Below are 23,862 nucleotides of genomic sequence, written 5' to 3'. Positions count from 1 at the left end.
ATGAATGAAAAAACAATCATAACAATCGGAAAAACTCTGTTTTGGCTTTCTTTCGGACTGGGAAATATTTGTCTTTTCGGATATATTTTCACAAAAAATAACAGTTTCATAGAAGGAGGACTTCTGTTATTAGGATGGGGATTCTATATTAATCTTATAGCAGTTTTAATCCTAATTGTTTATGGAATTTTTGATAAATCGAAGCTGAATGTTTGCTTAAAATCGGCAGGTATAATGTTACTCAATATACCGTTTGCAATGATTTACATAGTAATTGGAATGAGTGTAATAACAATTTAAAATATAAACTATGAAAAAAATACGCGTCAAATTTCTTCTTTTCGTTTACAATAAAACCCAGAAACTGTACAGAACCTATTTCAAGAAAAAGAAAAGGCAGTGGCAGTTTACCGAAAAACAACTGCTGGAGTTTCAGGAAGATTCTCTGGGCAGAAAATTGGGAGAATTTTATAAAAAACATGGTTTCACGATGATTCCCAAAATGGAAAATCACGATGTTCATCATCTTATTACGGGATGCGGAACCAATTTCGAGGACGAAATCGCCATGCAGTTTCTCCTGTTAGGAAACGGAAAACTCAACGCCCATCTTTTGGCAGCGATTGTTTTGGGAAGCATTATTTTACCGGAATATTACAAAATCTACATCAAAGCCTACAAAAAAGGACAAAATATGCGTCCGTTTTACCATTGGGATTTTGAAGCTTTGCTTTGGCAGAATTTTGAGCATCTGAAAGATTTCATTCAACAGAAGAATACCGCTGTTTTATATTAATTATGGAAAAGGTAAAATTTAGTCTCGTCGGAAAAAGTCTGTTTCTGATTTCGTGGCTGCTTGGAACCATCATCTTATTGGCATTCTGGATCTCCGGATCTTGGTTTTTTGTCTGGCTCGGATTTTATTATGTTATTATTGCCGTTGTTGTCAACATGATTGTATTCTGCTCAGAATTGCTGACTTTTTTAACCGATGTTTCAGATAAAAAATCTCACGGAAACTCAGCGTTGCTGATTTTGTTGAATATTCCGATTGCCGCCTTTTACTTTTTGATTTTCACCAACATTTAAACTAACCTATGAAAACACATCACTATATATTTCTTACGACCCTGCTTTTTGTCATTGTATTTTATGATCAGAATGTAGGTCTCAATCTCGGAATTATCGGAATTATTTATGCCGTGCTTACTTTCTTCAGAACACCTGAAAGAAACCGAACCAAAACGTTTATTTTTCTCTTTGCAACGAGCATTATTTCGAGTGCTGCGTTTGCGTGGTACGGAGATTTTCCGTCCTTTCTGGCGGTTGTCAGTTCACTGTTATTGTTAGGATACAGATCCCGAAACCGCAGGATGAAAATCCTTTTGTTGGTTCCGGTTTTTGTGACGAACTGCTTTACAGAGTTTTTCAGAATCCTGAATTTCGATGCATGGCTTCCCAAAAGAAACGTTTCCGGTTTGTGGCAGAAAACACTGGCTTTTGTCATAATTCCTTTAATTCTGATCTCCGTTTTCTTCGGAATTTATTCTGCAGGAAGCGATCATTTTGCCAATTTATTCACCAATGTGGAGCTTGATGTCAATTTCTGGCAATTGTTGGCAATGATCTTTTTAGGCTTTTTTATCGCATTCAATTACTGGAATTTCGCCGTTGAACGGTTTATTTACAAAAGCAACCGATTGCTTGATGATCATTTCGGGGAGAAAGATAAAATTCAGAAAGCCACCTATTCATTTCTTGATCTGGATGCAGAAAGAATGAGCGGCGTAATTTCTTTATTTGCGCTGAATATTCTGCTCGTCTTTTTCATCATCACCTACAACTATGAACAGTTTTACGAGTCAGTAAAAAGTCCTGTAAAACTCTCCGAAGAAACGCATGAAAGGGTTAATGCAGTCATTCTGTCGATCATCATGTCGATTCTGGTGATCATGTTTTACTTTAAATCGAATTTCAATTTTGATCCGAAAGCCGTACTAATGAAAATGTTAGCCAAAGTCTGGATTTGTCTGAATGCTGTTCTCGTTATTTCTGCCATGGTGAAAAACTCAGAATACATCATCAATTATGGGTTTACCTACAAAAGACTGGGTGTTTATGCATTTTTGATATTGGCTTTAATTGGTTTGTTCACCACTTTTATTAAAATTCAGAAGCAAAAAAGAAATGCTTTCCTTTTCAACACCATGGCATGGTATATTTACGGAGTAATCCTCGTTTGCAGCTACATCAATTGGGGCGGAATTATTACTTCGGAAAATAGCAAGCGGAAAGATTTTGCTTTAAACTACCATAAAACTCAAATTAATTTCAGCGAAAAACAATTATTAAAATATGCGGAAGAGAAACATGATAATGCTTTAAAATCCGAAATTTTAAATTTAGAAAGAGTGAAATTCCAACAAAATGAAACATTTCTTTCTAAAGTTCTGTATTATCAGAATTTGAAATAAGTTGATCGCTGTTCAAACCTCACAGGTTTCAAAAACCTGTGAGGTTTTTATTGTCAATCAGAAAAGATTGTCATCAAAAAAACATCTTAAATAATCAATGGAACAATTTTGGCATCTGAATAAACTTTAAAAATCAAGACGGCTTAGATCGTGCTTAAAAATTATTATTATGAAAAAATCCTTATTGCTCATCCCATTACTTATTGTTTCATGTCAAAAAGAATCTGCTCCGGCAGAAACTCAGAAAAATGATTCAGTAATCGTAAGCGAACAATCTGATACTGCTCCAAAAATGGATTCCGCAGCCGTAAAAATGAAGGATTCTGTGATCAACAACGCGCCGAAAACCAAAGAAGTTCTTAAAACCGGAGTCATGAGAAGTGTGAAGGACGGAAAGATTACCAGAACGGTAGATGCGGAACAGTTTCCGTTAACTTTAGGAGAAGAATTTACAAAAGACGGACAGGAATTTATTCTTAAAATCATCAATTTCGATCAATCTAAAATAAAGGCAAAAATTTCGACCAATGAAAAGGATTTCAACATCCGCTTTAACCAGATCAAACTTCCCAACGGAGATTATGACGGACCTTTCGGAAGAGAAATTACATATGATGTAAAAGGTAAAGGAGAAGTGTGGCTTATGATCGGCAAAAGCAATATGGCTTCCGGAAATACCAAAGGCAGTTTTACCGTAAGTATAGAATAATTTTCATCATTTTGGTACAGTTTCTGCAAAGACAATGTTAAAATTTATCATTATGAAAAATATATTTTTGACGGCGGCAGTAGCTTCAGTAGCTCTTGTAAGTTGTGGAACGGTGCAGTCGTTGGTTCAGAATACATTTCCTTATACAGCCAATGTGTTAGTTTCCACAGGAGTTCCCGCAGATAAAGAAGTTTCTTCTACTTCTACCGCTTCCAACGTTCAGACTTGGTTTGGAGGAAATAACAATGCAAAAATTAAAGACGTAAGAATATCGGATGCAAAAGTTTCTGTTGTTTCTCCTACAGGAGGAAGCCTGAATGCTTTCAAATCCATAAAAGTATACATTTCATCCAGCGGAACGGCCGAAAGACTGGTTGCTTCGAGGTCCAATATTTCTACAGATGCTTCAAGTTTGAATCTTGATCTTGCAACTTCAGGATTTTTGGATGAGGTGGTAAAAAGTACGGGGGTTACCGTAAGAACGGTTTATGAACTGAAGAACCAGACAAGTTCTGACATGAACCTTAGAATCGCACTAAATTTCAGCAGCGTTCCTGCAAATTAGTTTTTTTATAAAAGTTTATTTAAAAAAAACGTCTTTCAGATTTCTGAAAGACGTTTTTGCTATTTTTTAACAGGGAAGATTATTTAAAATCTACCAGTTCAACATCAAAAATAAGAGTGGCTCCCGGAGGAATTACGCCACCTGCTCCATTGTCTCCGTATGCAAGATCAGACGGAATGTAGAATCTGTATTTTGCACCCTTCGACATCAGTTGGATTCCTTCTGTCCAACCTTTGATAACGCCTGAAAGATTTAATTCGATCGGTTGTCCTCCGTTTTTATCCGTAGAATCGAAAACGGTTCCGTCCATTAATTTTCCGGTGTATTTTACGTTTGCAGTACTTGAAGCAGTTGGTTTTGCTTTACCATCGCCTTCTTTAAGAACTTCATATTGTAAACCGCTTGCTGTGGTTTTTATGTTCTTGTTTAGTTTATTTTTAGCTAAAAACTCAGCACCTTTCTTTTTGTTTTCCTCTGCTTTTACTTTTGCTTCAGCCTGTTTTTTTTCGTTCTGCTTCTGCATAAAGCCCTGTAAAAAAGTTCCCATTTCTTCTTTCGGGAATAAACTTGGCTTATCTCCGAAAGCATCTTTAAAACCTTGTGCCAGTAATTCAGGATCTGCCGGAAAGCCCTGCTTCTTCATGTTTTCAGCAATATCTAAACCGATGTAGTAAGAAGCTTTCTGCTCGTCTGTATAAGATTTCTGAGCGAATGCAAGATTTACTCCTGTTAAAAGAACTAAGGTAAATAACGTTTTTTTCATTGTTGAATGTAAATATATTTTCTGCGAATTTAAGCTTTTGTAACGGAATCCATCACAATTGTTACCGGTCCGTCATTAATTAACGAAACTTTCATGTCTGCTCCGAAGATTCCGCTCTCGGTTTTCAGTCCTGATTTTGAAATTTCTTCTTTAAAATAATCAAACAAAGGAATGGCTTTATCCGGCTTTGCTGCTTTAATAAAAGAAGGGCGGTTTCCTTTTTTATAATCGGCAATCAACGTAAACTGACTGATGCATAATATCTCTCCCTGAATATCCTGAACGGAAAGATTCAGTTTGCCATCTTCATCCCCAAAAATCCTGAGGTTTAAGATTTTCTGTACAAGCCAGTCTGCATCGCTTTTTTCATCATTTTCATCAATTCCTACCAGAAGCATTAGTCCGTTTCCGATTTCCCCGACAATTTTCCCATCCACTTTTACGCTGGATTCTGAAACTCTTTGTATGACAACTTTCATTACAAATTTTTAGCTGTTCTTTGTTTTCCAGAATTCTACCTGTTCTTTCAGCTCTCGGATGCGTTCTTCATACATTTCAATTACTTTTTCAGATAATTGATTGATGGTGATGTGAGTATCATGATGTGGATTAGACTGAACCGCAGAAGCGTTATCCTGATTTGTATTTATGTTGTTCTCAGAATTAATAAAAAAATCTTCCGGTTTAATATCTAAATTTTCGCACAACTTCTCAATATGATTAACCCAGGAGTTTGTTTCACCAGTTTCTATACGGCTGTATGCTGAACGGGAAATTTGCAGCCTTTCAGCCATTTCTTCCTGAGAAAAGCCTTTAGTTTCTCTCAATCTTCTTATTTTGCTTCCTATCTGAATGTTCATTGTGATCTAATATAATATTATAACAAAAGTAACAAAAACTATCTTTCTAATTCATAAAATTTATTCCTCCCGAAAAAAGAGAATAGATTCCCGAAAATAGAACAGTAAGGTATCGGAATAAAATATATATTTGAAGTATCAAATTTTTAATTCAACACAAAATGAAAAAATCTTATTTCCTGATGCTTATGGCATTGGTCTTATTTATGATTAGCTGCCGCACAGAAGATACCTCATCCGACAGTTTTTCTTCTGAAACTCAAAAAGAAAAAGCGAAGGTTTACCTCATGAAGGACGTTCCTGCTTTTAAAAATTTTCTAGAAACGAAAATAAACTCGTCCAATTACTTTTCAAAATCCAATTCTTACGCTGCATTGCTTTTTGATAACCAGCCGGTAGATGTTGTAAAGAAAGGTAACAAAACATCTTACAGTACTTTTACTAAAAAAGATGATACGGTTTATGAGATACTCGTTTATACTATAGGAGAAAAGGAATCATTCTTTATCGCACAGTATATTTCCAATACGCCAATTCCTTATCTGGATCTTACAACCTTCTCTGGTACGGTACATTATAAGTCTTACAACGGAGAACTTATATCCAGTCTTTCTTTCGAGAACGGGATTGCAAAAACAGCCGCTAAGAATGCTGATAAGACAGCAATTGGCTGTTATACAGTAATTACTACACCAGTCTCCTGTATAGAAGGTTTGCATTTTCCGGGAAAACCCTGTGCTTATGCAGGAACAATTAATGCTGCTTATTACGATACACAAATTATTAACAGTTGTTTTCAGGATGAATTTTATAATGAAATAGGAAATGGAGGAAGCTATGGACCGGATGGAGGTGCAGGAAGCAATCCTGCTTATAGTCTTCCCGCATCGAGTGCTATTAATTACATGCTTACACAGATCGGTATGCAGAGCTTAAATACACAGCAGTTTTCTTATCTGCAAAATCATTTAATGGAAGCAGACAATTTAAGAGCATATTTTTTGGCGAACCAAAATGTGGATACTGCTAATTTTATGTATTTTGGAATTAATTTTCTTATGCAAAATCCTACAACGACTTGGGAGCAGTTTCAGAATTGGTTTATGTATGATATACACATTACCACAGATATGGATGCGCGTGTAAAATGTATCCTGCAAAAAATGACGGGTGACACCAATATTTCAGATGATAAAATTACGCTTCCCATTACTCCAACATCAGACAATCTGTTTCAGAAAATGTTGCGTATGTTTAATGGCAATAATGCTCCAAAACTCACTTTTAAATATGATCATAATCTGCCAGCAACAGGAGCATATGCTTCAACAAAAAGTTATGATGGCGGAGTATCTTATGAAATTGTTTTAGGAACTGATATGCTACAAAGTTCTAATATAAGAATAATGACTATTTTAGCCCATGAATTAACCCATGCATTTATGCTAAATGATTTAACCCAACTAAATATGATTGAATGGCATAACGACGGAACAGCACATATTTCAGTAGGAAATGCACAAAATGCTTGTAATCAGAATGATTTTTTCAGTAATAATCCAGATCATTATTTCGCGAATTTATTGTGCTTATATATGACAAACTCGCCTAGTAGTTTAAACCAGTGGCAACACGAAATTTTTGAAACTCCAACTTTTGATATAAACTCTTATATACAAAAACTGACAAACTATGTGAAAAACAATCATGATTGGAATAGCGAATCTGCAAGCTGGACTTCTGCAATGCAGACATATTATGGAAATAATTGGAAATATGAAGTAGCTTTAAATCTACAAATGGATGGAATTAGGCAAACAAGCCATTTTGCAAGTTGGTCTAATAAAACTCCGACTCAATTTCATAATGAAATAGTAAGTATAATAGATAATGGTCATTTACCCAATACTAATAATAATTATCCAGCCAATAAAAACTGCAATTAATTATGAAAATGTATAGCTTTATAATAATTATTTTCCTATTGAACATTAACTTTTGTTTTGCACAGGAAAAGAAATCAGATACTCTATTTATTTTAACAGATTTTGCGAAAGAAAAAGAATTATATTTTAACAAAATTTCGCCCTTACAAATAGAAGTAAGGGAGGAAAAAGAAATTCTTAGAGTCTCACCAAGTGGTTTGATTTCTTACAAAGAAAAAATACCCGCAATAAAAATTATTCCGAATAACAAGATTCTTTATGACTTAATGTCAAAGAAACAGTTGAATACCTTTCCTATTGGTATTCAGAAAAATATTTGTTTTAGTGATAAAAAATTTCAGAAATCAGGGTGTAATGCTATACGTCAAGGAATCACTTTTATCCATAGAGATATAGATAATGAGTTTTTGAAGGATTATAATACATATCTTGATATAAAAGATACTATTGAGAAGCGAAGAGAGATAATTTTACTCCCTCATAAAACTCCAAGAAACACTTACGGTAAAATTATTATGAATTTAGATATTATTAAAAATAAATATAATTATACAGATCTTTCTGAATTTACCAAAAGTACTCTTTATTTCAATTATGATGGGTTGATAGAACTGGCAAAAAAGTATAATGCTATTTATATTGAAAGTGAAAGAATTGATGCTAATAACATTATTTTTGAGAAAGTAGAATACGAATATTATATGGATGATATGTAATTTATATTGAAATCATTTATAAATACTAATAAATTCTACTGTTTAAGTAATTATAAAAAAGCAAAAATTTTCTGCTTTTTAAAATATATTATATAAATTATGATTGGAATAGCGAATCTGCAAACTGGAATTCTGCAATGCAGACATGGAAATAATATTCTATCCCAATACACAAAAAAAACCACAAACTAAAATTTAAATATGAAAAAAATATTATTACTGTTAATATTTAGTGTCTCTTATATAAATGCCCAAACATATTCATTTGACTATAAAATTGTCTTTAGTAGTTATAATGAAAAAAATAAAAAAAATGAGACAAATATGTCTTATGTTCTGAATACGCAAAATCCTTTTTATCATATGCAAATGTTTAATAATAAGAATGGGGTTCTGCATGATTATAAAGAAAAAATCTGTGATATGCACTTTTTTAGGTTTTATAATCAAGATAAAATTAAGTACAAATTCACAAATTCAGAAACATATATTACTAAAGATGAAAAAATAATCAATAAAATTATCGTGGAAAAATTAGATGAAAATAAATATATCATAAAATGTTTTGAAAATGAGAAAAGTGAAAAACCAAACTTAGAGCTGACTCTCATATTAAAACCAGAAAATGTAGATTTAATTCGGTTTTATTTCTTAGATCTTAGTAACAACATACATCAAAAAATTATTAGTAAGTTGAAAGAAAAGCTAAATGGAGATTATAATTATGTGATTGAAAATTATATTGTTGATTATAAAAATGGTTTTCTAAGACAATATAAAATAGATAAAGTAGAAAAAATAAATCTGAAAATTATAAATTTATAAAAAGAAAACCGCAGAAAATCTCTGCGGTTTTTATTTCTAATAATAAATATTTAAAATTTTCCCTGAAGGATCATAATTGTAAAGATACGTTTTCGGCTGTACATTGGCTACAGCAGTGGGTTGTCCGGTTAACAAAATCCATTGCGCATTGTCTTTCGGGCAGACAATTCTGATGTTGTCCTGAACTTCCAGAGTGGTATTGTTGTCGGGGCAGATGTGAGGGGCGTTTCTGTCGTAGGCTTTAAAAGAATTGTCCGATGCTCTTACCACAATTAGTCCCTTCGTTCCGGATTGCTGTTCGTTGATGTAAACCCAGCCACCAACCTGATTCAGTGCATAGTAAGCAGGGAGGTTCAGATTTAGCGTAACGTTGATCGGGTTGTTTGGAAAGCAACTTACGGTGTCTTCACGGCTTCCGCAGGAATGTATAGATAAATTACTGAAAATCAATAATGTGATGATAGATAATATTGAAAAAGTTTTTTTCATTTCAATTTAAATTTTTATATATTTGTAAAAATTAAACGATTATTACACGAAAACATTGTCCGGCAAATGTCGGATTATTTTTTTATACTAAAACTAAATTTTGAAAATTATGGCAAGCTATGTTACAAAGGAGGGATTAGAGAAAATGAAAGCTGAGCTGGAACAGTTGGAAACTGTAGAGAGACCAAAAATTACTCAGCAGATCGCAGAAGCAAGAGACAAAGGAGATTTGTCGGAAAATGCAGAATATGATGCGGCAAAAGAAGCTCAGGGAATGCTTGAAATGAGGATTTCTAAGCTGAAAGATGTGATCTCCACTTCAAAAATCATAGACGAAAGTCAGCTCGATACTTCAAAAGTTTCAATTCTTACCACAGTAAGACTTAAAAATAATGCAACCAATCAGGAGCAGGTGTTTACATTGGTTCCGGATAACGAGAGCGACCTGAAATCCGGAAAGATCTCAGTAAACACACCGATTGCAAAAGGACTGCTTGGAAAAGCGGTAGGAGAAACGGCAGATATTACTTTACCAAACGGAAACAAACTGTCTTTTGAAGTATTGGACATTACCCTGTAATGAAAGAAAAAGAACTGAAGTTTAATTTCTAATCAAAAACATTTTTAAGTAAAAATGAGCACAATATTCACAAAAATCATCAATGGCGAGATCCCCTCATATAAAATTGCCGAAGATGAAAACTTTATTGCATTTCTAGATGCAATGCCTTTAGTAAAAGGACACACGTTGGTTGTTCCCAAAAAAGAAGTTGATTTAATTTTTGATCTGGACAGCGAAGAATATAAAAATCTTTGGGGTTTTTCTCAGGAAGTTGCCAAAAAAATTAAAAAAGCAATTCCGTGTGTAAGAGTTGGTGTGGCGGTTGTAGGATTAGAAGTTCCTCATGCACATATTCATCTCATCCCGTTAAATACCGTGGAAGAAATGAATTTTAAAAATGAGCGTTTAAAACTTACGGGTGAAGAATACACTGAGATTCAGAACTCTATTATTAATTCTTAAAAAATAACAGAAACTCGTAAAGCAGATTTTTACGAGTTTCTTTACTCTATACCTTATTATATATTACGTATAAAAAATGAATTCAAACCAATGTTCTTTCTGCGGAAGAAAGAGAAATGAAGTGCAGATGCTGATTTCGGGTCAAAACGGCTTTATTTGCGAAAATTGTATCGAGCAGGCTCATGCAATCGTGAAAGACAGCAGTTCAAAATCAGGTTATGCTCCGGCAGAAAATATAAACGAACTTAAGAAACCGAAAGAGATTAAAGAATTTCTCGATCAGTATGTCATCGGGCAGGATCAGGCAAAAAAACAATTGTCGATTGCTGTGTACAATCACTACAAGAGATTACTTCACGCTCAGGACGAAAACAGAGAGGTAGAGCTTGAAAAGTCAAACATCATCATGATCGGTGAAACAGGAACAGGGAAAACGTTGCTGGCAAAAACCATTGCCAGAGAACTGAATGTTCCTTTCTGTATCGTGGATGCTACGATTTTAACGGAAGCTGGTTATGTAGGTGAAGATGTGGAAAGTATTCTTTCAAGACTTTTAATGGTTGCCGATTATGATGTGGAAAAAGCGGAAAAAGGAATCGTTTTTATTGATGAAATTGATAAAATCGCCAGAAAATCAGATAATCCGAGTATCACAAGAGACGTTTCCGGAGAAGGAGTTCAGCAGGGATTACTGAAACTTTTGGAAGGCAGTATTGTAAATGTTCCGCCACAGGGAGGAAGAAAGCATCCGGATCAGAAATATATTCAGGTGAATACACAAAATATTCTGTTCATTGCAGGAGGAGCTTTCGACGGGATCAAAGAAATCATTGAAAGAAGAATGAATAAGCAGGCAATTGGTTTCAGTTCGGAAAAAATTAACAAAACGGATGAAGACGAATACATATTAACCAATATTAATGCAATCGATCTTCGTTCTTTCGGTCTTATTCCTGAACTTTTGGGAAGATTCCCGATCATTACTTATCTTGATAAGCTTACGAAAGAAACAATGGTAAGAATTATGAAGGAGCCTAAAAATTCAATTGTCAATCAGTTTATCGAACTTTTTAAAATGGATGGAGCCGATCTGAAATTTACAGACGGGGCTATTGAAAAAATTGTAGAAGAAACTATTGAAAAAGGATTAGGTGCAAGAGGCTTGAGAGGAACCACCGAAAAGGTGCTTGAGGATTATATGTTCTCCATAGGTGAACAACAGGAAATAGTATTAACTGAGGATAATATTTTTGTTAATAAATAAAATATTTTTGTTTTTTAGTAAAAAAAACATAACTTTGCATTTGAGATATTGTATTAACACACAAATATTTATATACAATGAGAAAAAGTTTATTTGCTATTGGTTTATTGGCAGCTACTTATTCTGTTCAGGCGCAGAATGTTCTAGTACACGTAGATGACGCTGCTACTACGTATGTGAGTGAAGGTACTTTGGTATATAGTGGAGGAGGAATCCAGACCAGAGGAGCTGGTATCGTAGACGTTCATGGGAACGTTATGGTAGATGCCACCTCGACAGATGCTTTCAAAACAATTACCACCGGTGGTGCCAACAAAACAGATGGTGGAAACATCGTCTTAAGACTTAATACACCGGGAAGTTATGATTCTTCCACTTACGGTCAGCTTTATATTAATGGTATTTCTGCAGGCAATCTTACCGGTGTGGTAAGTAAGGAATACAGAACCGCTAAGAATGGTAATGGAAACTATTTCCAACAAATGGCATTGCCTTTTGCCGGAAAAGCGTACAGTACTTTATCAACAGAGTTGAACAAGACTTTCGGGACTACAAGAACCCTTAACAATCCGGGATTTGTTAACAATGATTTGATTTTATCATGGAATAACGCAAGTGCGGTTTCTGATCATGTTACAAATCTTGCCAACACAACTCCTAATTCCCCGGCATATTATATGTTAGGATCAAGATCAAACAATCTTGATTTAAGTACTCCACCATCAACTTTACCAACTATTGCACCTACCCCTACAGGTACTGTTTATACCTTAAACGGAGCTCCTGTACGTTCTGAAGATCTTACAGCAGTGAGTCTGCAGAATGCAGGTAATGTTTCTTTTGGACCAAATGGGCTTGGATACAATACTTATGGTGAGCAATATGCAACTTATCTTCAGGATCAGTTCTCTAATACTACTGGAAAATTCGTAGGAAATTTCGGTAAAAATATTTATCAGTTTGGTAATCCATACTTCACCAACCTTGATTTATCCAGAATAGGATATGTTGAAAGTGGCGGCGTTACAGACGGAAACGCTGTATCTAATATATGGGGAGTAAAATATACTACCGGTACAGTAGTTAGTTACGCAGGAGGAAGCAATGGAGGAGGGGGAACCTATACTACCGGAGCTCAGGTTCAGACGTATACTACATTAGGAGTACCTGTAGGAGATACAGGACTTATCATAAAGCCGATGCAGACTTTTGTATTAAAGCTTAGAGATAATACAGCACAGACATTGAATTTCTCTACCCTAAGAAGATTTAACAGCACTGTTAGAGCTGCAAATGTAGACTACAATGTAAATGCTGCTAAATCTTCTGCGAATACAACCTTCGGACAAAAAGGAACTACCAATACTGTAAAACAACTTGGTGTAATTGCTCTGGATGCTAATGGTAATGAAGTTGGAAGAACATATTACGTGGTAAATCCTAATTTTACAACAGGACACCAGACATCATCTGCAACAACAGTTCAGGCTTCTGCTACAGGAGGAGATGTTATCGGTACTTTTGAAGAAGCTCCGAATGGTGGGTATGATAACAATAATCTTAACTATTGGTTGTATATTAATGAAGCTAACGAAGTTAATTTCTTAGGTAAGAACATTAAACTGGTTAATTATAATACCAATGTAGTTAAGTCATATAAATTTGAAGTTAAAGAAAACGGTGAATTGGTAAATAACGGAGTACATCAGTTATCTTCAGGAATCGGATTCTATTATAAGGCTGCTAACGGTAATTTACAACAAGCTGTTCAGGGTGGAACTACTTCGGCTATTACTACTGAAGCAGATCTATATTATGGAGAGCCGGCTGGTGTAGTATTAGCAACAAATGATACCAAATCTCCATCAAGAACATTGGTTGTTTACAACCCTGCAATTGATAACTATATCGTTAGATTTGATCCTAATTGGAAAAAAGCAGACATCGAAGTTTATGATATGAGTGGTAAATTAGTAATCTCTAAAAAAGCTGTTGAGACTTCTAGAGACTTCGTAATTGAATTAGATAAAAATATCAAGAATTCTTACGTAGTAAAAGTTGTTTCAGACAAAGGAGATATTGTTAACACGAAAATCTTAAAATAATTGAATATGAAAACTATTAATAAACTGGTCTTTACTTTTTTTCTTTTTGCACTATCATGGGTGAGCGCACAGGCACCACCAAACCCTGGTGACGGGGGAACCGGAGGATCCGGTTCAGGAGGAACTGTAGTTTCCTCACCGATAGATATGTATGTGTATGCATTAGGAATTATTGCTGTTTTATTTATCGCATTTTTTACTAAAAAGTATACAGCTAAGAAAGCATAAAATTTTATTAAAATACTATTAAACTCTCTGATTACTCGGAGAGTTTTTTTATTTTTACGTTATGAAAAAAATTTTTACAATATCAGCTTTAGCAGCTGCATTTTCATTACAGGCTCAGTTTACAGTCTCCATTCAGGCTCCTGCCGATTTTAAAGATCAAGACGCAATTTTATATACTTTAAATGGTTCTAAGGATATTATTGTAACCAAAGAACAAAGTAAAAATAATGTATGGACTTTTAAATATCCCAAAAATTATATGGGAATGATGAAAGTCTATTTTCCCAACTCCAATAATACTTTCAATTTCATTTCAGAAAATAAAAATGTAAGTGTTAAGCTTGAAACGCAGGCTAATAAAATAAAGGATATCGTTTATCTTGATGAAGCCAATGATGTGATGAGTAAGCTTCAGGAAGGCTCGCAGAAGAAAGAACTTATTCTTCCTGCTTTAGCACAGATCAAAGAATATTATAAAGACAATACGGAGTTTGGAAAAGCTTTAAAGACTGAAATCAACAGACTTTCAGGAAGCTCTTCCGGAATAGATCAGACGCAGCATCCTTTTATCTATTATTACAATACCAATTACAGTAAATTTTTGTCTGGTGATGCTTCTAAAAAAGTAACTCAGGACGAAATCATTAATTTTATTGATAAGTCTAACGATATGTTAGAAACATCATCACTGTTGAGACCAATTTTAGTAAGTTATCTGAATTCGGGTGGCAATACTAATGTTACAGCCTCTGTGGATAAACTTTTAGACATATTAAAAGTAGAAACTCCTCGCGGGCAGACCGTACTTTCTGAGTTAATTGATATTTTTGATGTATATGATATGCAGGATTTCAAGGATAAATATCTTAATCTGGCTAAAAATCTAAAATGCACAATTACCGATAGGCTTGCTTCCACGTTGAAATCTAACGCCAACGTTGAAATGGGAGCAGTTTTTCCTAATTATAAGTTTAATTCACCGGTTAATACTACTGCTAAATCTTTACAGGATATTAAGGCTGATAAAAAGGTAGTTATTTTCTGGTCTTCCACGTGTTCTCACTGTGAAAGTGAGCTTCCTCAATTATTGGCTAAATATAGCGATTTGAAGGCTAAAAATGTTCAGGTTGTTGGTTTATCTTTAGATGTGGATAAAGATTCTTATTCTAAAAAGATTGCAGCATTTCCATGGGTAAATGATTCTGAACTGAAAGGTTGGAACAGTACTTACGTAGATACATACAATGTTCATGCAACTCCTACGTATTTTATTTTGGATGCTAACAATAAGATAATCAGCAAACCAGAGCATGTAGGTGATGTTTTGGAATATTTTAAGTTAAAATAAATTTGGAGAGAGTAAATATTTTTGTATATTTGCACCACCAAAACGGCGAGGTAGCTCAGTTGGTTAGAGCGCAGGATTCATAACCCTGAGGTCACGGGTTCAATTCCCGTCTTCGCTACATATAATATGCTGATTTTCAGTGATTTAACTCTCTTTTTCAAGAGAGTTTTTTTGTACCTTGAACTTGGGTACAACATAGGTACAACATTTTGCGGTTTTAAATGGTTTAGAACAGATTATTTTGGTACGAAGAATAAATGCTGTACCCGAAGCCGTAAAGTTTTATAAAGTTGTTTTTGAGAATAAGATGTAATCAATACCATCATTAACAAAGGATTTTGAAATCAATTTTTTGCAATTTCTAATAATCTTTTAACGCAGGGTTATTGTTCTATTTATTAAGCGTGAAATCATTATGCAACAACAAACTCCTGTAATCTTTTCCTTATTGCTTCCTTTTGTTTGAATTCTTCATTATTCAGGTCTATCTTGTAAAGATCATATATGTTTTGGAGATTGAGCCAAACAGTACTTGGCGTATCAAGAGCCTCACCAATACGCCCTGCTATTCTCGGCGTAATGTTTCTTCTTCACTTTACGAGATCATTAACCTCATATCTGCTGATATTGATTAATTCTGCAAGCTGTGTTTGAGACCGTCCTTTGACTTCAAGAGCATCCGCAAGATATTCTCATGGATGAAATGCTATTCCGGATTTGATCATATTAGTAAGAGAGTAAGTGATAAAAGTTATTTTTTGTAATGATTGCTTATTTTGGTAATGTTAATGACTTGGATTATTCAGGAGCCATCTTTTGTAAACTCCAGCCTTCGTCCGTCATTCAAGCGACCTGCCCAAATTCATTTCATATCTCCTTGTTTGGGTCAGATTTGGTAGTTTCAGAATTTATTGATTTCTATCACATCGTTTATTCCCTCTGCTTGCATCAATGTAACGAGTTTGATGTAGCTTTTTATGATTCAAGGAGGATAACTTCCTTTCCATTTATTAGGGTTTTGGTACATATCAATAAGATTTTTCCCTATAAATTTGATTTGGAGCATCGCTTCAGAAAAGGTAAATACTTTTTTATTGTCTATAGTAGATAACTTTTATGTAAATGCAAGAGAAATTTAACTGTTTTTGGAACAAAAAACTTCTTAGACAAAATCTTTTCTTAATTAGACAAAAATTTAATTATTTTTAACTTCCAAACAAAGAGATAAAAAAATATTAAAGTTTAGAATAAATATTTCTTTATAAAAACTGATAAATGAAATTTTACGTTGATAAAAAAGCAGATCAATATCCTTGCTTCGTTTTGGAGCATAATTCTTGGGATGATTTTAACCGAAAAACAAGTTTCAATCTCAGTTTTTATGATTCTGAAAGACGATATGAGAATATTGGTAAAATAAAAATCATGCATGAGGAGGAATATGAAACTATTGAATTTATTCCTCGAGAATTTGAAGAATTACCGGACGAGTTCTGCTCATTGGGTCAATCTATACATTTTTATAAGGATTTAAAAAGTTCTTTGGTAGATAGTCAATTATTTTATACAGTATTAGATGCTTTAAATGATATGGCTTTTCTACCGGCAGTGAGAGACAGATTTGAAAATAACCGTAATTTCAAAACATCCCTGCTGCGTTTTAGTGAGGCAGAGAAAGCTTTTCATGAAGCGAAAAGAGTCTTAGAAAATTTACCAATAGAACAAGATTTTATTTTTACTTATCAATGTCATTTGCCAAACGCTAATGGAATTCATAAAGTGGATTTTAATTTTGGTGACAATGAATACCTACCTAATAGAATAATTGGTTTAATCGGGAAAAACGGCACAGGGAAAACTCAGTTCTTGGCTCAGTTGGCGATTGATCTTAGCGGTCAAGCAGAGAAAGAATTAATAGATACAGAAACTTTTTATCCAAGTCGACCACTTTTCAGTAAAGTGATTACGGTGTCTTATAGTGCTTTTGACAAATTTTCAAGACCACAAAAAGACAAATCTTTCAGCTACAAATACTGCGGACTTAGAGACGAGAATGATAAACTACTTACCAGTACGAAACTTATAAAAAACTATGAAAATGCTGTAAAGGCAATTTGGGATACGAACAGACATAACAAGTGGTATAAAATTATGAATACCATAATAGGAACTCATTTAGCCGATATATTTTACGAAGAAATATTTGAAAATGAAAATTTTGAAATTGTAGATAATACAACTTCAAAGCTTTTAAGTTCTGGACAAAGCTTTCTAATGTATGTTATCACCGAAATCTTAGCAAGCATAAGGGAGAACTCTTTATTGTTGTTTGATGAACCCGAAATGCATCTCCACCCCAATGCTATTGCCAACTTTATCAGAATGCTGGATATCTTGCTTGGAGAATTTGATTCATATGCTGTAGTTGCGACTCATTCGCCAATTATCATACAGGAGATTCCCTCAAGATATATCAAAGTGTTTGATAGAGAAGGGGATGTGCCATTTATCAGAAATCTTGGATTGGAAAGTTTTGGAGAAAACTTAGATGAACTCACAGAAGAGGTTTTTCAGACGAAAGATGTAAAGGGGACCTATAAGGAAGTATTTGAAAAGCTTTGCAAACAGTTTTCCTATGAAGAAGTTTTAAATTTGTTTGAAAACAAATTAAGCCTGCATTCAAAGACCTATCTGTATAATTTGTACAATAATGAAGAATCTTAGTCCACTGCCTATTAAATGCATCGACGAGTTTGAAAAAATTCGTTTAGCTAAAGAATCTCCAACCAAAGGAAGATTATTAATATTGAAACCTTCAGTACAACAAAGATATGATGAGTACGATAAAAAGTTCAAAAGTAACCAATTAGAATCTATTTCCGAAAATACCTATTCCTCAGAAAGCAAAGCAGATTTGTTGCATTGCTATAAAGTTTCGACAAAGCCTTTAGAGCAACTGATTACTCTCATCAGGGAAAATCAGGAAGATCATATAAAAAGAGTATGCCAGTATTGTGGAATTAATTCAGATGACACCATGGATCATTATTTGCCTAAAGAAAGATATCCCGAATTTTGTGTTAAGTCGCTTAACTTAATTCCGTGTTGCCCAAGATGCAATCAATTGAAAGGAGAATATTGGAAGGATAAAAATGATAATAAACGAGGAATCATTAATCTATATTTAGATTCTTTGCCCACAGAGCAGTATTTGTTTCTTGATTTACATTATAATCCGATATTACGTGTTTTCGGAGTAAGTTTTTATTTGGATAATACTTCAAATATTGATGCAGATTTTTTTTCCATCATAGAAAGACATTATACAAAGCTTCATCTATTGAAAAAATATGAAGATAGATTCAACCATGTATATCAAAAAATATATTCTTCTTTTACAGGGTCTAAAATTTTCCAAGGAAATTCTAAAATAATCAAACAATTCCTACTAGATGAAACTAATGGATTGAAAAGAGATTTTGGTGTTAATTATTATAAAACAGTAATCACTGATGCTCTTGCCAATAATGATGATTTTATTAGACAGTTTTAAAAATCTTAAAATTAGACTTTTTAAGATTTTAATGTTATTCTTTTAAATGTTTCCATTGAACACTAAAATTTCCTAACGGCTTATCAAACCATAATTTTTCGATTAACGACAGATATTTTAAGGACTTGGATATTCCTCCTGTGTATTCAGGTTCGAGAGCAATTGTAATTCCTTCCATTCTTTCAAAAATCCATTGCATCAATATATTATCACAAGAAAGCATATTTTTTATTTCAGACTCTTTCATGTACTTGAATTTATCCGTAGGCTCAATATTATTGTTGAGCGTAAAGTAATCCAGATCAATGTCAAAGAAAACATTCTGTATTTCGGAAAGGAATAAGGCTTTTTGAAGAGCTTCTTCAGTTTTAAATTTTCTGATGGTGTGTTTTTTACCATTATAATCCTCAAGATACTCATCTTCCCAATCCCTTTCAAATTTCCCTTGTCTGCACAAAACCCATACATCATTAATGATATCCAGATATACTGCTGACATGATGTGAGAGTCATTTAAAGAATTTAATCTGTAAGAGCTGAAATAAGAAACTTCAAAGCTGTTCTGTATATCAAGTTTTTTTAGTTCTTCTTTGCACCTTTCTTGTGGATATACAAGGTCCTGATGCCAATCGTAAGAAATCAGGTCAATGTTAAAATTCTTTCTCTCTTTTAATGACTCATTTTTCCACAGATTCCAATAATAAAAGGCAAAACGGTGGTGATTAAAAAGTGCAATTTGTATCGCACGGTTAATTCCTGAAGGATGTCCTAAAAAATTATGAATCGAGTTTGGAGGATATGATTTTGAATATTTATTATAGGGATTGAAATCTACCATTGTTACAATATGAATGTTTTACAAAAATAAACATTGCGAGTTATAAAAAAACAAGAAATATTAACAAAATCACCCATGAGATATAATGTTTCATTTTTGTAAAATACTATTGAAAAATTTAAACTTAATGAGATTTTTTCAATATTTTTGTTAATCACTGCTATAAAAACCAAATATAAAAGATGAAATACAAATACCAGCTGATTTTATTGGGGTCGGATGTTTCCGTTAAACAAGACATACTTGATCGGCTTATTCAGGAGATAGAGAATTTAGGACTGCCAAAAGAGATCATCAAAATTATTACCTCAAAAGATGTTAATAATGAATATGCGGGAAACCAACCGTCTTTCGCTGTCTACTTTGGAGATGTAGATGGAAATTTTAAGGATGTTAATGTAGCAGAAAGATTGATCAAAGACGGGACAATGATTCTTCCTGTGTTTTTCAATGATAGTTCTTTCAGTAAAGAGATACCGAAAATATTATATAATCAAAATGGTATTCAATATAAAGTAACAGAACTTAATCGGATTGTAAATATTATACTGGAATCATTTGAGTTATTGAGAATAACTAGAAAGGTATTTATAAGCTATAAAAGAAATGAATCCTCATCTGTAGCTATTCAACTATATGAGGCCTTGGAAGCCCATAATTTTGACGTTTTTCTTGATACCCATTCCATTGGAAAAGGAGAGCCTTTTCAGGATGAACTGTGGCATAGAATGACCGATTGCGATGCAATTGTACTTCTCAATACACCCCAGTTTTTGGAGAGTCATTGGTGCAAAGAAGAATTTGCTGAAGCAGGAGCTAAGCAAATTGGAATTGTTCAGTTAGTTTGGCCGAATCATAATGTCAAGGCGGATGTAACTTCACATTTGAGCTATCCTCAGCAAATGTTTGAATCTGATTTTATAGATGATATTTATAATGACCCAGACTATTCAAAGTTAAAGAAAGAGACTGTTGAAAAAATTATTCAAGAGGTAGAATCAGTAAGAGCAAGGAATTTGGCTGCAAGACAAGATAATCTCATTACTGAATTTAGAAATATAGCCGACAGACATGGAAGAACAATTACGGTACAACCAGAGAAATTTTTAACAGAAGATTTAAAAGGAGGTAAGAGAGTTGTTTATATTCCGACAATTGGAATTCCACAATCAATGAGTTGTCAGTCCGCGGAAATCAAAAAAGAACTACTTGGATATAAAGATGTAACAGTCCGCTTGATCTATGACGATTTGAGAATCCGAGATAAATGGCTAAAGCATCTGGAGTGGCTGAATGAGAATTTTAAAAAAGATATTAAAACATTAAAAAAACAAGATTTTGAATCATGGCTGCAACAGAATTAAAAAATATATTCCTATCAGCAAGTATTCCTCTTCCAGATAGAGATTCACAGTATTTTGAAACAGCCGATATTATTGCAATCAGAGATGCAATTATCGCATTAACAACGGTTGTTTTACCACATCATCGAATAATATGGGGTGGGCATCCTTCCATAACGCCACTAATCTATTACGTTATGACAAAACTGAATCTTAATACCCAGGAACATGTAAGGTTGTATCAATCAAGATTTTTTGAAGAAGATTTCCCAGAAGATAATGAGAGTTTTACAGATATTGTTTTTACTGAAAATCTTAAAGATTCGGAATTGAGTAAAAAAAGGTTACGTGAAAGAATGTTAGATGAAAATAATTTTGTTGCCGGGATTTTTATTGGTGGCATGGAAGGTATTCTAGCCGAACACGAAATGTTCAAGGAAAGGTTTCCTGATGCTATCATATTACCAATTGCCAGTACGGGAGCAGCAACTAAGATTATATATGATCAATTTCTGCATGAGAATGATAAAAATAAAAAATTGATAAAGGATTACGGATATATGTCTTTATTTCAAGAGCTTTTAATGGATAAAATATAATATGGGAAGAAAAGTATTTGTTTCGTATAAATATTCTGATGTTCTAGTTCAGCGATTAAGCGGGACACCTTTTTGGAAAAATACAACCGTAAGAGATTATGTGGATGTATTATCAGAAACACTTGAAGGGGATGATCACATATATAAAGGAGAAGATGACGGCGAAAGCATGGCCACATTATCTGATGCGGCCATTGGTTCAAAATTGGGAGATAAGATCTTTGACAGCAGTGTTACTATTGTCTTAGTTTCGAAAGGAATGAAAGAAGCATATTTGCCAGAAAAAGATCAATGGATTCCTTGGGAAGTTTCATATTCATTGAAAGAACAAAGCAGGCAATATCAAAGCAGTAAGACCAACGGTGTTATTGCGGTTATTTTACCTGATGAATTAGGTAGTTACAGCTATTATATTACCTACGATAGTTTATGTGATTGCCGTTCACTTAACACATCATTTTTGTTTCATATTTTAAAAGACAATATGTTCAACAAGAAAGAACAGGATAAAAGACTCTGTAATGGAGGTTGGGTGTATTCAGGAGATTGTTCCTATATACAATCTGTAAAATGGGAAAATTTTATCAAAAACCCTACGCATTACATAGATAAAGCAATAGAATTAAGAGATAAAAAACATGAATATGAAATCATAAAAAACATTAAGAAATAATGAGCTATATAACCGAATCACAATTATCAAATTATAGTTACAGAAGTAAAAGAACCTTTTCCAAAGATAATATTGTCAATCTCAGTAAAAATTCTTTCAGAGATAAAACACGGCCTATGATCTTTCTTTCCCATAAACATGAGGAAGGAACAATCTTGCAGTCATCAATTGCCTTTCTAAAGGAAGAAGGAGTTGATATTTATGTTGATTGGATGGATGAAGATATGCCGGCATATACCAGTGCAGAAACTGCATTACGTTTAAAGGAAAAAATAAAAGCAGCAGATAAATTTATTCTATTGGCTACTCCCGATGCTATCAATTCAAAATGGTGCAATTGGGAGTTAGGATTGGGAGATGCAGCAAAATACAAAGACCACATTGCATTATTACCTATTAACAAAAATTCTCAAGGTTTCAAAGGTGCAGAGTATTTAAGAATTTACCCCTATATAGAATATGAAGACGGAACAAACACATATACATCAGGATTATATATTCCAAAAGGATATTATGTGAAGGTTCCTTTGAATCCTAATTTAGAAAACGTTGTTCCTTTAAAGGTTTGGCTTAGGCGTTAATTAATATGGTATAAATATGACCTTGAGTAATCTCCGCAGTATTTATGCAGGAATGAAGAATAATGGTGAATCGTATTATATTTTTGAATTTGTCAAAAACAAAGTAGTGTTTGAAGTTCTATTTGATATCTATTACTCTCCTTTTGTTCTGCACTTTTTACAGAAAGATAGCAATTTTTCATTTAACATAAATGTAGAGCAAGGATTTGTTGTAAATCCTATATTAAAGAGAGAATTATATAGTAAACTTTGCAATATTTTAAATTTAAAATACGATCCCAACAACCGCTTCAGTCCGAAATCTTTTTTTGAAGAATTCAATGATAAAATTCCAGTTTTTAAACATAGAGAAAAGAAAGAGCGGGAACTGTTACCGTATTATAAGAATCAGATTGAAGATTCTCAAAACCTATTTTATGGCGGAACGATTCCATGGAATAATATTGGTAATGGTAAAAACTTAACATCAAAGAATTTAGAAAAAACACGCATCTTGTATCCTGAACTTTATGAGTGGTGCAAACGAGAGAATGTCAGTATTATATATGTCCGCAATAAGAAAAAAAATGAAAACGACTTAATTAATAAAAATATGAAATCTGATTCGTGATAATCTTATGACTTGAATCTTCCAATTTAAAGATTGTTAGGAAATTTACCTTACAAAAATTCTTAGAAATTGTCTTAAACATAATTGTAGAGCCACATTTCCCATCTTTACACAATGCAACTTATTTAAAACATATGGCACTCTGTAGCTATGGATTAATGTAATACAAAAGAAATAAGCTAGACAAAGTAGTCTACAAAATATAATTTTCGGATAAAAATCTCTTCATCTTTGCACAACTAGCATTGTGCGAAGATGAGAAATACAAGTTTTCAATTGGGTTATCTCGTAATTTTTAATAAAAATGCGAAGTTAAAATTGCTGGAAAAATTGAAAAAATCATCATATT

General features: G+C 33.4%; 27 protein-coding genes and 1 tRNA gene. 23 read left to right on the top strand and 5 right to left on the bottom strand.

The window, feature by feature from the left end; translation table 11 throughout:
- From DD829_RS21630 to DD829_RS21605, 6 genes are all read left to right on the top strand, one after another.
- Positions 1–300 (top strand): hypothetical protein, encoded by a 300-nt coding sequence (locus DD829_RS21630; RefSeq protein WP_108410169.1) that lies wholly within the window; start codon positions 1–3, stop codon positions 298–300.
- A gap of 10 nt (positions 301–310) precedes the next feature.
- On the top strand, positions 311–796 hold the full coding sequence (locus DD829_RS21625; RefSeq protein WP_108410168.1) for a Coq4 family protein: 486 nt from the start codon (positions 311–313) through the stop codon (positions 794–796).
- A 2-nt stretch (positions 797–798) separates the two neighbouring features.
- A complete protein-coding gene (locus DD829_RS21620; RefSeq protein ID WP_108410167.1) occupies positions 799–1,089 on the top strand; it encodes a hypothetical protein in 291 nt (96 codons plus the stop codon).
- Between the two features lie 8 nt (positions 1,090–1,097).
- A complete protein-coding gene (locus tag DD829_RS21615) occupies positions 1,098–2,474 on the top strand; it encodes a DUF4153 domain-containing protein (RefSeq protein WP_108410166.1) in 1,377 nt (458 codons plus the stop codon).
- Between the two features lie 169 nt (positions 2,475–2,643).
- On the top strand, positions 2,644–3,183 hold the full coding sequence (locus tag DD829_RS21610) for a hypothetical protein (protein WP_108410165.1): 540 nt from the start codon (positions 2,644–2,646) through the stop codon (positions 3,181–3,183).
- Positions 3,184–3,235: 52 nt separating this feature from the next.
- Positions 3,236–3,748 carry a hypothetical protein gene (locus DD829_RS21605; protein WP_076395272.1) on the top strand — a complete coding sequence of 171 codons (513 nt, stop codon included), beginning with the start codon at positions 3,236–3,238 and terminating at the stop codon, positions 3,746–3,748.
- Between the two features lie 79 nt (positions 3,749–3,827).
- Here DD829_RS21605 and DD829_RS21600 read toward each other — a convergent pair whose 3' ends face one another.
- From DD829_RS21600 to DD829_RS21590, 3 genes are read right to left on the bottom strand one after another with little or no spacing between them, the layout of a single operon-like run.
- Positions 3,828–4,511, bottom strand: coding sequence for an FKBP-type peptidyl-prolyl cis-trans isomerase (locus DD829_RS21600; protein ID WP_108410164.1), 684 nt, complete (start codon positions 4,509–4,511; stop codon positions 3,828–3,830).
- Positions 4,512–4,540: 29 nt separating this feature from the next.
- On the bottom strand, positions 4,541–4,990 hold the full coding sequence (gene dtd / locus DD829_RS21595; RefSeq protein WP_108410163.1) for a D-aminoacyl-tRNA deacylase: 450 nt from the start codon (positions 4,988–4,990) through the stop codon (positions 4,541–4,543).
- Between the two features lie 9 nt (positions 4,991–4,999).
- On the bottom strand, positions 5,000–5,371 hold the full coding sequence (locus DD829_RS21590) for a helix-turn-helix domain-containing protein (RefSeq protein WP_108410162.1): 372 nt from the start codon (positions 5,369–5,371) through the stop codon (positions 5,000–5,002).
- A 161-nt stretch (positions 5,372–5,532) separates the two neighbouring features.
- Here DD829_RS21590 and DD829_RS21585 point away from each other — a divergent pair, with 161 nt between their 5' ends.
- From DD829_RS21585 to DD829_RS21575, 3 genes are all read left to right on the top strand, one after another.
- A complete protein-coding gene (locus DD829_RS21585) occupies positions 5,533–7,317 on the top strand; it encodes a hypothetical protein (RefSeq protein WP_108410161.1) in 1,785 nt (594 codons plus the stop codon).
- Positions 7,318–7,319: 2 nt separating this feature from the next.
- Positions 7,320–8,033: a hypothetical protein gene (locus tag DD829_RS21580; protein WP_116548135.1), complete on the top strand. Its 714-nt coding sequence runs from the start codon at positions 7,320–7,322 to the stop codon at positions 8,031–8,033.
- A 201-nt stretch (positions 8,034–8,234) separates the two neighbouring features.
- Positions 8,235–8,858: a hypothetical protein gene (locus DD829_RS21575; RefSeq protein WP_116548134.1), complete on the top strand. Its 624-nt coding sequence runs from the start codon at positions 8,235–8,237 to the stop codon at positions 8,856–8,858.
- 36 nt (positions 8,859–8,894) lie between these two features.
- On the opposite strand, the gene DD829_RS21570 is transcribed toward DD829_RS21575, so the two are convergent.
- The gene (locus tag DD829_RS21570; RefSeq protein WP_076395205.1) at positions 8,895–9,347 is read right to left on the bottom strand and encodes a hypothetical protein; all 453 of its coding nucleotides are present in this window, start codon (positions 9,345–9,347) and stop codon (positions 8,895–8,897) included.
- 109 nt (positions 9,348–9,456) lie between these two features.
- Between DD829_RS21570 and greA the strand changes: the two genes are divergently transcribed.
- The 9 genes from greA to DD829_RS21525 all read left to right on the top strand — a co-directional run bounded on the left by greA (position 9,457) and on the right by DD829_RS21525 (position 18,869).
- Entirely contained in the window at positions 9,457–9,927 is a 471-nt protein-coding gene (greA, locus tag DD829_RS21565) for a transcription elongation factor GreA (RefSeq protein ID WP_076395207.1), read from the top strand.
- 54 nt (positions 9,928–9,981) lie between these two features.
- Positions 9,982–10,371 (top strand): HIT family protein, encoded by a 390-nt coding sequence (locus tag DD829_RS21560; protein WP_108409784.1) that lies wholly within the window; start codon positions 9,982–9,984, stop codon positions 10,369–10,371.
- A 76-nt stretch (positions 10,372–10,447) separates the two neighbouring features.
- The gene (clpX, locus tag DD829_RS21555) at positions 10,448–11,635 is read left to right on the top strand and encodes an ATP-dependent Clp protease ATP-binding subunit ClpX (protein ID WP_076395211.1); all 1,188 of its coding nucleotides are present in this window, start codon (positions 10,448–10,450) and stop codon (positions 11,633–11,635) included.
- Between the two features lie 77 nt (positions 11,636–11,712).
- Positions 11,713–13,740 (top strand): T9SS type A sorting domain-containing protein, encoded by a 2,028-nt coding sequence (locus DD829_RS21550; RefSeq protein WP_108409783.1) that lies wholly within the window; start codon positions 11,713–11,715, stop codon positions 13,738–13,740.
- A 6-nt stretch (positions 13,741–13,746) separates the two neighbouring features.
- Positions 13,747–13,968, top strand: a complete 222-nt coding sequence (locus tag DD829_RS21545) for a signal peptidase (protein ID WP_108409782.1) — start codon at positions 13,747–13,749, stop codon at positions 13,966–13,968.
- A 61-nt stretch (positions 13,969–14,029) separates the two neighbouring features.
- Positions 14,030–15,316, top strand: coding sequence for a peroxiredoxin family protein (locus DD829_RS21540; RefSeq protein WP_108409781.1), 1,287 nt, complete (start codon positions 14,030–14,032; stop codon positions 15,314–15,316).
- Positions 15,317–15,360: 44 nt separating this feature from the next.
- Positions 15,361–15,434 (top strand) — tRNA-Met (locus tag DD829_RS21535).
- Between the two features lie 1,157 nt (positions 15,435–16,591).
- Positions 16,592–18,040, top strand: a complete 1,449-nt coding sequence (locus DD829_RS21530; protein WP_108409780.1) for an AAA family ATPase — start codon at positions 16,592–16,594, stop codon at positions 18,038–18,040.
- Positions 18,027–18,869 (top strand): HNH endonuclease, encoded by an 843-nt coding sequence (locus tag DD829_RS21525; protein WP_116548133.1) that lies wholly within the window; start codon positions 18,027–18,029, stop codon positions 18,867–18,869. Before DD829_RS21530 ends, DD829_RS21525 begins: the two co-directional genes overlap by 14 nt.
- A 34-nt stretch (positions 18,870–18,903) precedes the next feature.
- On the opposite strand, the gene DD829_RS21520 is transcribed toward DD829_RS21525, so the two are convergent.
- Positions 18,904–19,707 carry a hypothetical protein gene (locus DD829_RS21520; protein ID WP_116548132.1) on the bottom strand — a complete coding sequence of 268 codons (804 nt, stop codon included), beginning with the start codon at positions 19,705–19,707 and terminating at the stop codon, positions 18,904–18,906.
- A 182-nt stretch (positions 19,708–19,889) separates the two neighbouring features.
- Between DD829_RS21520 and DD829_RS21515 the strand changes: the two genes are divergently transcribed.
- The 5 genes from DD829_RS21515 to DD829_RS21495 are packed head-to-tail and all read left to right on the top strand — an operon-like array spanning position 19,890 to position 23,513.
- Complete coding sequence (locus DD829_RS21515) at positions 19,890–21,071, top strand: toll/interleukin-1 receptor domain-containing protein (RefSeq protein WP_116548131.1); 1,182 nt, start codon at positions 19,890–19,892, stop codon at positions 21,069–21,071.
- Positions 21,053–21,649, top strand: coding sequence for a hypothetical protein (locus DD829_RS21510; RefSeq protein WP_108410371.1), 597 nt, complete (start codon positions 21,053–21,055; stop codon positions 21,647–21,649). The genes DD829_RS21515 and DD829_RS21510 overlap by 19 nt, the downstream gene beginning before the upstream one ends.
- A 1-nt stretch (position 21,650) precedes the next feature.
- Complete coding sequence (locus tag DD829_RS21505) at positions 21,651–22,322, top strand: TIR domain-containing protein (protein WP_108410370.1); 672 nt, start codon at positions 21,651–21,653, stop codon at positions 22,320–22,322.
- Positions 22,322–22,903 (top strand): toll/interleukin-1 receptor domain-containing protein, encoded by a 582-nt coding sequence (locus tag DD829_RS21500; protein ID WP_108410369.1) that lies wholly within the window; start codon positions 22,322–22,324, stop codon positions 22,901–22,903. The genes DD829_RS21505 and DD829_RS21500 overlap by 1 nt, the downstream gene beginning before the upstream one ends.
- 16 nt (positions 22,904–22,919) lie before the next feature.
- A complete protein-coding gene (locus tag DD829_RS21495) occupies positions 22,920–23,513 on the top strand; it encodes a DUF6037 family protein (protein WP_108410368.1) in 594 nt (197 codons plus the stop codon).
- Positions 23,514–23,862 lie beyond the last annotated feature (349 nt).

The organism is Chryseobacterium sp. HMWF035, from assembly GCF_003094695.1.
GTDB lineage: Bacteria > Bacteroidota > Bacteroidia > Flavobacteriales > Weeksellaceae > Chryseobacterium > Chryseobacterium gambrini.
This window is presented reverse-complemented; position numbering and strand designations above follow the sequence as displayed.

Coding starts and splice junctions, on each gene's coding strand:
- DD829_RS21610 (WP_108410165.1), top strand. CDS start 2,644: ATGAAAAAATCCTTATTGCTCATCCCATTACTTATTGTTTCATGTCAA.
- greA (WP_076395207.1), top strand. CDS start 9,457: ATGGCAAGCTATGTTACAAAGGAGGGATTAGAGAAAATGAAAGCTGAG.
- dtd (WP_108410163.1), bottom strand. CDS start 4,990: ATGAAAGTTGTCATACAAAGAGTTTCAGAATCCAGCGTAAAAGTGGAT.
- DD829_RS21605 (WP_076395272.1), top strand. CDS start 3,236: ATGAAAAATATATTTTTGACGGCGGCAGTAGCTTCAGTAGCTCTTGTA.
- DD829_RS21620 (WP_108410167.1), top strand. CDS start 799: ATGGAAAAGGTAAAATTTAGTCTCGTCGGAAAAAGTCTGTTTCTGATT.
- DD829_RS21495 (WP_108410368.1), top strand. CDS start 22,920: ATGACCTTGAGTAATCTCCGCAGTATTTATGCAGGAATGAAGAATAAT.
- DD829_RS21575 (WP_116548134.1), top strand. CDS start 8,235: ATGAAAAAAATATTATTACTGTTAATATTTAGTGTCTCTTATATAAAT.
- DD829_RS21525 (WP_116548133.1), top strand. CDS start 18,027: ATGAAGAATCTTAGTCCACTGCCTATTAAATGCATCGACGAGTTTGAA.
- DD829_RS21510 (WP_108410371.1), top strand. CDS start 21,053: ATGGCTGCAACAGAATTAAAAAATATATTCCTATCAGCAAGTATTCCT.
- DD829_RS21600 (WP_108410164.1), bottom strand. CDS start 4,511: ATGAAAAAAACGTTATTTACCTTAGTTCTTTTAACAGGAGTAAATCTT.
- DD829_RS21500 (WP_108410369.1), top strand. CDS start 22,322: ATGAGCTATATAACCGAATCACAATTATCAAATTATAGTTACAGAAGT.
- DD829_RS21625 (WP_108410168.1), top strand. CDS start 311: ATGAAAAAAATACGCGTCAAATTTCTTCTTTTCGTTTACAATAAAACC.
- DD829_RS21585 (WP_108410161.1), top strand. CDS start 5,533: ATGAAAAAATCTTATTTCCTGATGCTTATGGCATTGGTCTTATTTATG.
- DD829_RS21520 (WP_116548132.1), bottom strand. CDS start 19,707: ATGGTAGATTTCAATCCCTATAATAAATATTCAAAATCATATCCTCCA.
- DD829_RS21540 (WP_108409781.1), top strand. CDS start 14,030: ATGAAAAAAATTTTTACAATATCAGCTTTAGCAGCTGCATTTTCATTA.
- DD829_RS21560 (WP_108409784.1), top strand. CDS start 9,982: ATGAGCACAATATTCACAAAAATCATCAATGGCGAGATCCCCTCATAT.
- DD829_RS21515 (WP_116548131.1), top strand. CDS start 19,890: ATGAAATACAAATACCAGCTGATTTTATTGGGGTCGGATGTTTCCGTT.
- DD829_RS21505 (WP_108410370.1), top strand. CDS start 21,651: ATGGGAAGAAAAGTATTTGTTTCGTATAAATATTCTGATGTTCTAGTT.
- DD829_RS21570 (WP_076395205.1), bottom strand. CDS start 9,347: ATGAAAAAAACTTTTTCAATATTATCTATCATCACATTATTGATTTTC.
- DD829_RS21590 (WP_108410162.1), bottom strand. CDS start 5,371: ATGAACATTCAGATAGGAAGCAAAATAAGAAGATTGAGAGAAACTAAA.
- DD829_RS21615 (WP_108410166.1), top strand. CDS start 1,098: ATGAAAACACATCACTATATATTTCTTACGACCCTGCTTTTTGTCATT.
- DD829_RS21630 (WP_108410169.1), top strand. CDS start 1: ATGAATGAAAAAACAATCATAACAATCGGAAAAACTCTGTTTTGGCTT.
- DD829_RS21550 (WP_108409783.1), top strand. CDS start 11,713: ATGAGAAAAAGTTTATTTGCTATTGGTTTATTGGCAGCTACTTATTCT.
- DD829_RS21545 (WP_108409782.1), top strand. CDS start 13,747: ATGAAAACTATTAATAAACTGGTCTTTACTTTTTTTCTTTTTGCACTA.
- clpX (WP_076395211.1), top strand. CDS start 10,448: ATGAATTCAAACCAATGTTCTTTCTGCGGAAGAAAGAGAAATGAAGTG.
- DD829_RS21580 (WP_116548135.1), top strand. CDS start 7,320: ATGAAAATGTATAGCTTTATAATAATTATTTTCCTATTGAACATTAAC.
- DD829_RS21530 (WP_108409780.1), top strand. CDS start 16,592: ATGAAATTTTACGTTGATAAAAAAGCAGATCAATATCCTTGCTTCGTT.